Source organism: Stenotrophomonas sp. PS02301, from assembly GCF_029959485.1.
GTDB classification, from domain to species: Bacteria; Pseudomonadota; Gammaproteobacteria; order Xanthomonadales; family Xanthomonadaceae; genus Stenotrophomonas; species Stenotrophomonas maltophilia_Z.
On the sequence record NZ_JASCOO010000146.1, the window covers coordinates 1 to 6,932 of the forward strand.

Annotated in this window: 6 protein-coding genes; 4 read left to right on the forward strand and 2 right to left on the reverse strand. The window is 66.6% G+C overall.

Annotation, left to right across the window (positions count from 1 at the left end):
• Nucleotides 1–292: 292 nt before the first annotated feature.
• On the reverse strand, nt 293–1,120 hold the full coding sequence (locus tag QMX81_RS19885) for an inositol monophosphatase family protein (protein ID WP_019182815.1): 828 nt from the start codon (nt 1,118–1,120) through the stop codon (nt 293–295).
• Between the two features lie 119 nt (nt 1,121–1,239).
• Here QMX81_RS19885 and QMX81_RS19890 point away from each other — a divergent pair, with 119 nt between their 5' ends.
• Genes QMX81_RS19890 through QMX81_RS19900 form a run of 3 tightly spaced genes read left to right on the forward strand, consistent with a single transcriptional unit; the run spans nt 1,240 to nt 5,121 of the window.
• A complete protein-coding gene (locus QMX81_RS19890) occupies nt 1,240–2,013 on the forward strand; it encodes an RNA methyltransferase (protein WP_152153452.1) in 774 nt (257 codons plus the stop codon).
• 52 nt (nt 2,014–2,065) lie between these two features.
• Nucleotides 2,066–2,998, forward strand: coding sequence for a phosphate/phosphite/phosphonate ABC transporter substrate-binding protein (locus tag QMX81_RS19895; protein WP_121038235.1), 933 nt, complete (start codon nt 2,066–2,068; stop codon nt 2,996–2,998).
• Nucleotides 2,995–5,121: a GGDEF domain-containing phosphodiesterase gene (locus QMX81_RS19900; protein ID WP_282264089.1), complete on the forward strand. Its 2,127-nt coding sequence runs from the start codon at nt 2,995–2,997 to the stop codon at nt 5,119–5,121. The genes QMX81_RS19895 and QMX81_RS19900 overlap by 4 nt, the downstream gene beginning before the upstream one ends.
• A 2-nt stretch (nt 5,122–5,123) precedes the next feature.
• Here the strand turns inward: QMX81_RS19900 and epmB are convergent, their stop codons facing one another.
• Nucleotides 5,124–6,128: an EF-P beta-lysylation protein EpmB gene (gene epmB, locus QMX81_RS19905; RefSeq protein WP_282264091.1), complete on the reverse strand. Its 1,005-nt coding sequence runs from the start codon at nt 6,126–6,128 to the stop codon at nt 5,124–5,126.
• A 126-nt stretch (nt 6,129–6,254) separates the two neighbouring features.
• Here epmB and efp point away from each other — a divergent pair, with 126 nt between their 5' ends.
• The gene (efp, locus tag QMX81_RS19910; protein ID WP_019182820.1) at nt 6,255–6,824 is read left to right on the forward strand and encodes an elongation factor P; all 570 of its coding nucleotides are present in this window, start codon (nt 6,255–6,257) and stop codon (nt 6,822–6,824) included.
• Nucleotides 6,825–6,932 lie beyond the last annotated feature (108 nt).

Sequence of the window (6,932 nt, forward strand, 5' to 3'; positions counted from 1 at the left end):
GGCCAAGACCGTCAGGGCGCAATGGAGGGCGCCCACGAGCCCCCAGGGATGGGTTTACGGCGCGTCTTGGCCCAGGCTACCCACCGGCCTCTCGCCCTCAGCAATGGAAGCGCTGCCGCTGCCGTTGCCGTTACCGTTGCCAGCATTCAACAGCAGCCGACCAGCGGTCGGCACTACCGAAGCACGACGAGCCAGGCTCGCTATGACGCGTCCAGAACGGCGCACGATGACAGCCCACATACAACAACGGCGCCCGAAGGCGCCGTCATCCTGCAGATCAGATCCAGCCCGATCAGAACTTCGCGTCGAACTCCGCCGCGTAGCCCGTATTGACCAGCACCTTCTGCAGCGCATCGCTGATCTTCACGTTGCCCGCGACGATCTGCTGGGTTTCCGGACCACGGCTGTCCATGCGGGCCGGGGTCGCGCCCTTGAAATCGCACACACGGCCACCGGCCTCACGGACCAGCAGCACACCGGCGGCGATGTCCCAGGCCTTCACACCGGCCTCGAAGTACGCATCGGCACGGCCACAGGCCACATAGGCCAGATCCAGCGCCGCCGAACCCGTGCGGCGCACGTCTTCGGCCTGTACCAGCAGTGCGTCCACCGCCTTCAGCTGCGCGCTCGTGCGCTGGCGCTCACGCGGTGCAAAACCGGTATGGATCATCGCGCCGCCCAGATCCTTGCGCTCGGCAATCCGGATACGACGGTCATTGAACACCGCGCCCGCACCACGGCTGGCGGTGAACAGTTCATTGCGAAGCGGATCGAAGATCACCGCGTCGATCGGCTCACCGTTCTCGACCAGGGCGATGGACACGCAGTAATGCGGGAAGCCGCGCAGGTAGTTGCTGGTGCCGTCCAGCGGATCGATGACCCACATGTAACGGTTGACCGACTGCACGCCACCTTCCTCACCCATGATCCCGTATTCGGGATAGGCGCGCTTGAGTTCCTTGACGATGACCTTTTCCGCATCTGCATCGACTTCACTGGCATAGTCCATGCGGCCCTTCTGCACGACGTTCAACGCCTCGAGCTTGTTGATGTTGCGCAACAGGACGTTGCCGGCGAGGCGGGCGGCCTTGACCATGACGGTGACGGCGGGTTTCTGCATGGCGAAAAGCTCCCGTAAAGGCAGAGTAGGGGTTTGGCGGGGGAAAAGAGCGGTCCCGGCGCAGAGGCCGGCCGCACAGTTTACCATTTGTCGCTGTCCTGCTCGCATTTGGCCTGTTCATGTCCGTTCAAACCGCTCCCGCCCGCATCCGCTTTGTCCTGGTCGGCACCCAGCACCCCGGAAACATGGGGGCGGCCGCACGCGCCATGAAAACCATGGGCCTGGGCCGCCTGGTCCTGGTCGCCCCGGAAAAACCGCTGGATGAAGAGGCCTTCCGCCGCTCGGCCGGTGCCGAAGACGTCCTCGGCGACGCGCCGGTCGTGGCGACCCTGGCCGAGGCCGTGGCCGACTGCCGGTTCGTGCTGGGCTGTACCGCCCGCTCGCGCCGGGTCCAGCTGGAAGAGCTGCTGCCTGCCGTGGCTGCCCAGCGCGTGCTGGCCAAGGCGGCCGAGCCGGCCGAAGTGGCCTTCGTGTTCGGCCGTGAACGCACCGGCCTGACCAACGAAGAGCTGCAGCTCTGCCACGCCGCCGTCCATATTCCGTCCAACCCGGACTTCAGTTCATTGAATCTGGCCGCCGCCGTCCAGGTGCTGGCCTATGAAGTGCGCATGGCCATTCTCGGCGCGGCCGATGCCCCGGCCGCCGCCCCGGCCGACCCCGGCTTCGGCGAAGCGCCGGCCAGCCATGCCCAGGTGGAAGGCCTGTTCGGCCAGCTGGGTGACACCTTGGATGAGATCGATTTCCACAAGGGCCGTGCCCCTGAATCGGCGATGCGCAAGCTGCGCCGCCTGTTCCTGCGCACCGAATTGAGCGAGCAGGAAGTGCGCCTGCTGCGCGGCATCCTCTCCGACGCACAGCGCATGGCGAGATTGGCGACCAATAAGCCCCTGTAAGCTGACGCAGTTCTCATTTTTTCGGGTAGTCTGTCTCGATTCCTTGGGGGGAGTGATGGGCTTGTCGGGACTGCGAAGGCTGCTGCAGAGCGTAGTGCTGTGTCTGGCCATCGTCGCGATGACCGGCCCGGTGTGGGCCGGGCCCGCTCAAGTGCTGGTGCTGGGCCGGATCAGCGACGACCCCAGGTCACACTATGCGCAACTGCAGCCCCTGCTGGATTACGTGATTCCGCGCATGCACGATGTTGGTATCACCGAAGGCCGCATCCTGATGGCGCGCGATACCCAGCAGATGGGCAGTTACCTGCGCCGCGGCCGTGTCGATTGGGTGACCGAGACCTCCGGTACCGCCGTCGCGCTGGGGTTGCGCAGCGGCGCCAGGCCGCTGCTGCTGACCGAGCGCAGCGGCGTTCGCGACTACTACACCGTGTTTTTCGTGCGCCGCGACAGCCCCATCCAGACGCTGGGAGACCTGCGTGGGCACACCCTGGCGTTGCAGAACGTGGCCTCCACCAGCGCGTATCTGGTGCCGGTGATGACCCTGCTGCAGCATGGCGAGACGCCGGAAATCCTGGCCTCGATCGGCGATGTCGCCGCGCCGGATACGGTGGGTTACGTGTTCGCCCGGTCGGAATCGAACATCGCCACGTTCGTCCATAAGGGGCTGGTCGATGCCGGTGCGGTGAGCAGCGTGGACTGGTCCGATGCCAAGCGCATTCCGGCCAATTTCCTGCGCGATTTCCGCATCATCCATCGCACCGAACCGTATCCGCGTGCGGTCGAAATGGTGCGTGACGACCTGGATCCGAAGGTGCGCGACCGGTTGCAGCAGGTGCTGCTGGATGCCGCATCGGATCCGCAGGCGCAGCCGGCATTGAAAACATTTTTTGGTACGTCCGGGTTCCACCGGGTGGATGCGCAGATGCAGCACCGGCTGGATGAATTGAAACAAGGCTTGACGCGCGTGCGGATGGAAGTGGAATGAGTCGCTTGGGTTCGGGAATGCAGGCCCGCTTCGTGCTGGCGATGGGCGGCGCGATGCTGGTCGTGGTGGCGATCGTGGCCGTGGTGCTGGGGCGCCAGGCGACGATGCAGGATGAGGTGCAGCACCTCAGCGGGACGGTCATCCATGACCTGTTCGACCGCAGTGTGCGCAGCCGTGGCGAAGCGCTGGCGCGGGAGCTGTCCGATGCGCTGGCCAATCCGCTCTATTACAACGACCTGGAGCAGGTCGGCGCGCTGGTACGCAATACCTCGCGGCAGCAGGTGGTGCGCTATGTGCTGGTATTCGATGACAACGGCAGGCTGATCCACGACGGCACGGTGGACGTGCTCGAGTTTGGCCAGCCGATGACCGATCCGCTCGCGGCGGGCGCGGCCGGCGCGCGCGCGCTGGTGGTGCAGCAGTCGCCCAAGGTGCTCGACAACGCGATGCCGATCATGATCGGCAACCAGCGGATCGGCGGCGTGCGCGTGGGCATGGCGCTGGACGATGTGCAGGCCATGGAGCAGCAGGCCAACCAGACCCTGGGCGATCGCCTGCAGCAGGTCGGCAAGCGGCACCTGGGCTGGCTGCTGCTGATGCTCGGCCTGCTGGTTGGAATCGGCGCGGTGGTGATCATCTACGTGCAGCGCACCCTGGTCACGCCGATCCGCTGGCTGGCCGGTGCCGCCCGCCAGATCGAGGCCGGCGATTACACCCTGCAGATGCCGGAGATCCGGCGCCAGGATGAGGTCGGTGAGCTGATGCGCGCGTTCGGTCGCATGAGCCAGGCAATTGCCCGGCACGACCGTGAGGTGCGGCACATGGCCTATACCGATGCCCTGACCGGGCTGACCAACCGGCTGGCTTTCCGCGAGGCGCTGGATCACCGCTTGATGGCGGCGCGGGCCTCCGGGCATCGGCTGGGGCTGCTGTTCGCTGACATGGACGATTTCAAGCGCGTCAACGACACGCTGGGCCACGAGGCCGGTGACGAGGCCTTGCTGCAGTTCGCACAGCGGATCAGCGCGGCGGTGGCCCAGGCCGGCGGCGATGAGGCGCTGCTGGCGCGCTTCGGTGGCGATGAGTTCGTGATCCTGATCGGTGACGGCGATGTTCCCGCCGGGGCCCGTGAGCTGGCCGAGATACTCGTGCGTGAACTGGGCAAGCCGCTGGTGGTGCAGGGCCGCGAGTTGTTCCTGGGCACCTCGATCGGCGTGACCCTGTTTCCGGACGATGCCGCCGATGCCACCACGCTGCTCAAGAACGGCGACATCGCGATGTACCAGGCCAAGATGGCCGGCAAGAACTGCTACCGCTACTACAGCCGGGCCATGGATCACGCGGTCGAGCGCCGCGTGCACATGGAGCAGGAGCTGCGCGGTGCCTGGGAGCGCGGCGAGCTGCGGCTGGCCTATCAGCCGATCTACCGGACCCGCGACCGCCGCATGGTCGGCGTGGAGGTACTGCTGCGCTGGCGGCACCCCACCCTGGGCACGATTCCGCCCTCGGTGTTCATCGAAGTGGCCGAGCAGAGTGGGCTGATCGAGGTGATCGGCCCCAAGGTGCTGCGCGCGGCCTGCACCGAGGCGGTGCAGTGGCCACCCGGCGCCGATGGTGAAGGGCTGTTCGTCTCGGTCAACGTGTCACCGCGCCAGCTGCGGGGCGGCGAGCTGCCGACTCTGGTCGCCGAGTGCCTGCGCGACACCGGGCTGCCGGCGTCGCGCCTGCACCTGGAACTGACCGAAACCGCCGTGATCGGCGATGAAATGCTGGCTGCCGCGCTGCTGGACAAGCTGCACCGGACCGGCGTCAAGGTCTGGCTGGACGATTTCGGAACCGGCTTCTCCGGCCTGAGCCATCTGCGCCAGGTGCCGGTGGACGGGGTCAAGATCGACAAGAGCTTCGTGGCCGACATGCAGCGTGACCCGGACGATCTGGCGTTGACCACGGCGATCATCGCCATGGCCCATGCGCTGGGGATCACCGTGGTGGCCGAAGGTATCGAGCAGGAAGTGCAGTTCGATCTGCTGGCCCAGCGCGGCTGCGACCTGGCCCAGGGCTACTGGCTGAGCCACCCGGTCAGCGCGACCGAGGTGGTGCAGCTGCTCGAATCGGGCAGCTGACGCTAGACCGGCCGCTTGCTGCTGTCGCCGGAGATCTCGCGGACCAGCTTGGGGACCAGGTAGCCGGACAGGCGTGCGGTCAGCTGTGCATGCAGGTCCTTGGCGGTGTCGTCGGCCACTTCGAAATGGGCCACGCCTTCGACCCGGTCCACCTGGTACAGGTAATAGGGCAGCACGCCCGCCGCGAAACTGCGCTCGCTCAACGCCTGCAGCGCCTGGATCGAATCGTTGACCCCGCGCAGCAGTACCGCCTGGTTGAGCAGGGTGGCGCCGGCCGCGCGCAGGCGCGCCATCGCGGCGTCCACCGATGCGTCGAACTCATTGGCGTGGTTGGCATGGATCACGAACGCCACCGGCCACGGCAGCGAGGCGATCCACTGCACCAGCTCGTCGTCCACGCGTTCGGGCAGCACCACTGGCAGGCGGCTGTGGATGCGCAGGCGGCGCAGGTGCGGAATCTGCTTCAGGGCCTGGGTCAGCTCCACCAGCTTGTGGGTCGCCAGCGACAGCGGGTCGCCGCCGGACAGGATCACCTCGTCGATGTCCGGGTCCTGCGCGATCGCGTCGACCGCATCGCGCCAGCCCTCGCGGGCCGCGTTCTCGGCGCCGTAGTCGAAATGGCGGCGGAAGCAGTAGCGGCAGTTGATCGCGCAGCTGCCGGTGGTGACCAGCAGGGCACGGCCGCGGTATTTCTGGATGACCCCGGTGGCCTTCTTGGCCGCGCCGTCGCCCACCGCATCCAGGCTGAAGCCGGGCACGACCTTCAATTCGTCGGTGATCGGCAGGACCTGCCGGAGCAGGGGGTCATGCCGGTCGCCATGGCGCATCCGGGCCGCGAAGCCCTGCGGCACGCGCACCGCGAACTGGCCGGCCGCCTCGTCAGAGACCCCCAGCGCCACCGGATCCAGCCCCAGCTGCCGCAGCAGCTCGCGCGGGTCGCGGATCGCCTCGCGCCACCGTTGCTGCCAGCGGACGGGGGCGGCCAGGGGCATGGCGGAAAGCTGCATGGAATGGGGGCCTGCGGTTATCATGTGGGTCAGAAATATCGAGTCACCCCACCGGTGTCGGTGGGATTTCCCATTCTATCCGGCTCGCCGCGCCTGCGCGGCGTTTGCCCATTCAGGAGTTTCAGCATGGCCACTGTTGGCATGAACGACGTCAAGAACGGGATGAAGATCCTGGTCAACAATGAACCAGCGGTCATCACCGAGACCGAATACGTCAAGCCGGGCAAGGGCCAGGCCTTCACCCGCATGAAGTACCGCTTCATCAAGTCGGGCCGTGTGGTCGAAATGACCATGAAGGCCACCGACGACGTGGAGAAGGCCGATGTTGTCGATACCAACATGGACTTCATGTACAGCGACGGCGAGTTCTGGCACTTCATGGACCCGGAATCCTTCGAGCAGGTGCAGGCCACCAAGGCCGGCATGGGCGGCGCCGAGAAGTGGCTGAAGGGCGAAGAGTCCTGCATCGTCACCCTGTGGAACGGCGAGCCGATCTTCGTGCAGCCGCCGAACTTCGTGGAACTGAAGATCACCGAAACCGATCCGGGCGTCCGTGGCGACACCTCGGGCGGCGGCGGCAAGCCGGCCACCCTGGAAACCGGCGCGGTGGTCCGCGTGCCGCTGTTCGTCAACCAGGATGAAATCATCAAGGTCGACACCCGCTCGGGCGAATACTCCGCACGCGCAGGCAAGTAATCCGGGTATGCGGCAGCGCATCCGCGCTGGCGCTCCCACCATCCGCGCCGCGGATCGTGGGCCCCAACTCCCCCGCCTCCACCCCCCCCCGCGTAGCCGCCCTCCCGG

Bases quoted from the DNA above. Each gene is read 5' to 3' on its own strand.
- efp (WP_019182820.1), top strand. From the start codon at position 6,255: ATGGCCACTGTTGGCATGAACGACGTCAAGAACGGGATGAAGATCCTG.
- epmB (WP_282264091.1), bottom strand. From the start codon at position 6,128: ATGCAGCTTTCCGCCATGCCCCTGGCCGCCCCCGTCCGCTGGCAGCAA.
- QMX81_RS19890 (WP_152153452.1), top strand. From the start codon at position 1,240: ATGTCCGTTCAAACCGCTCCCGCCCGCATCCGCTTTGTCCTGGTCGGC.
- QMX81_RS19900 (WP_282264089.1), top strand. From the start codon at position 2,995: ATGAGTCGCTTGGGTTCGGGAATGCAGGCCCGCTTCGTGCTGGCGATG.
- QMX81_RS19885 (WP_019182815.1), bottom strand. From the start codon at position 1,120: ATGCAGAAACCCGCCGTCACCGTCATGGTCAAGGCCGCCCGCCTCGCC.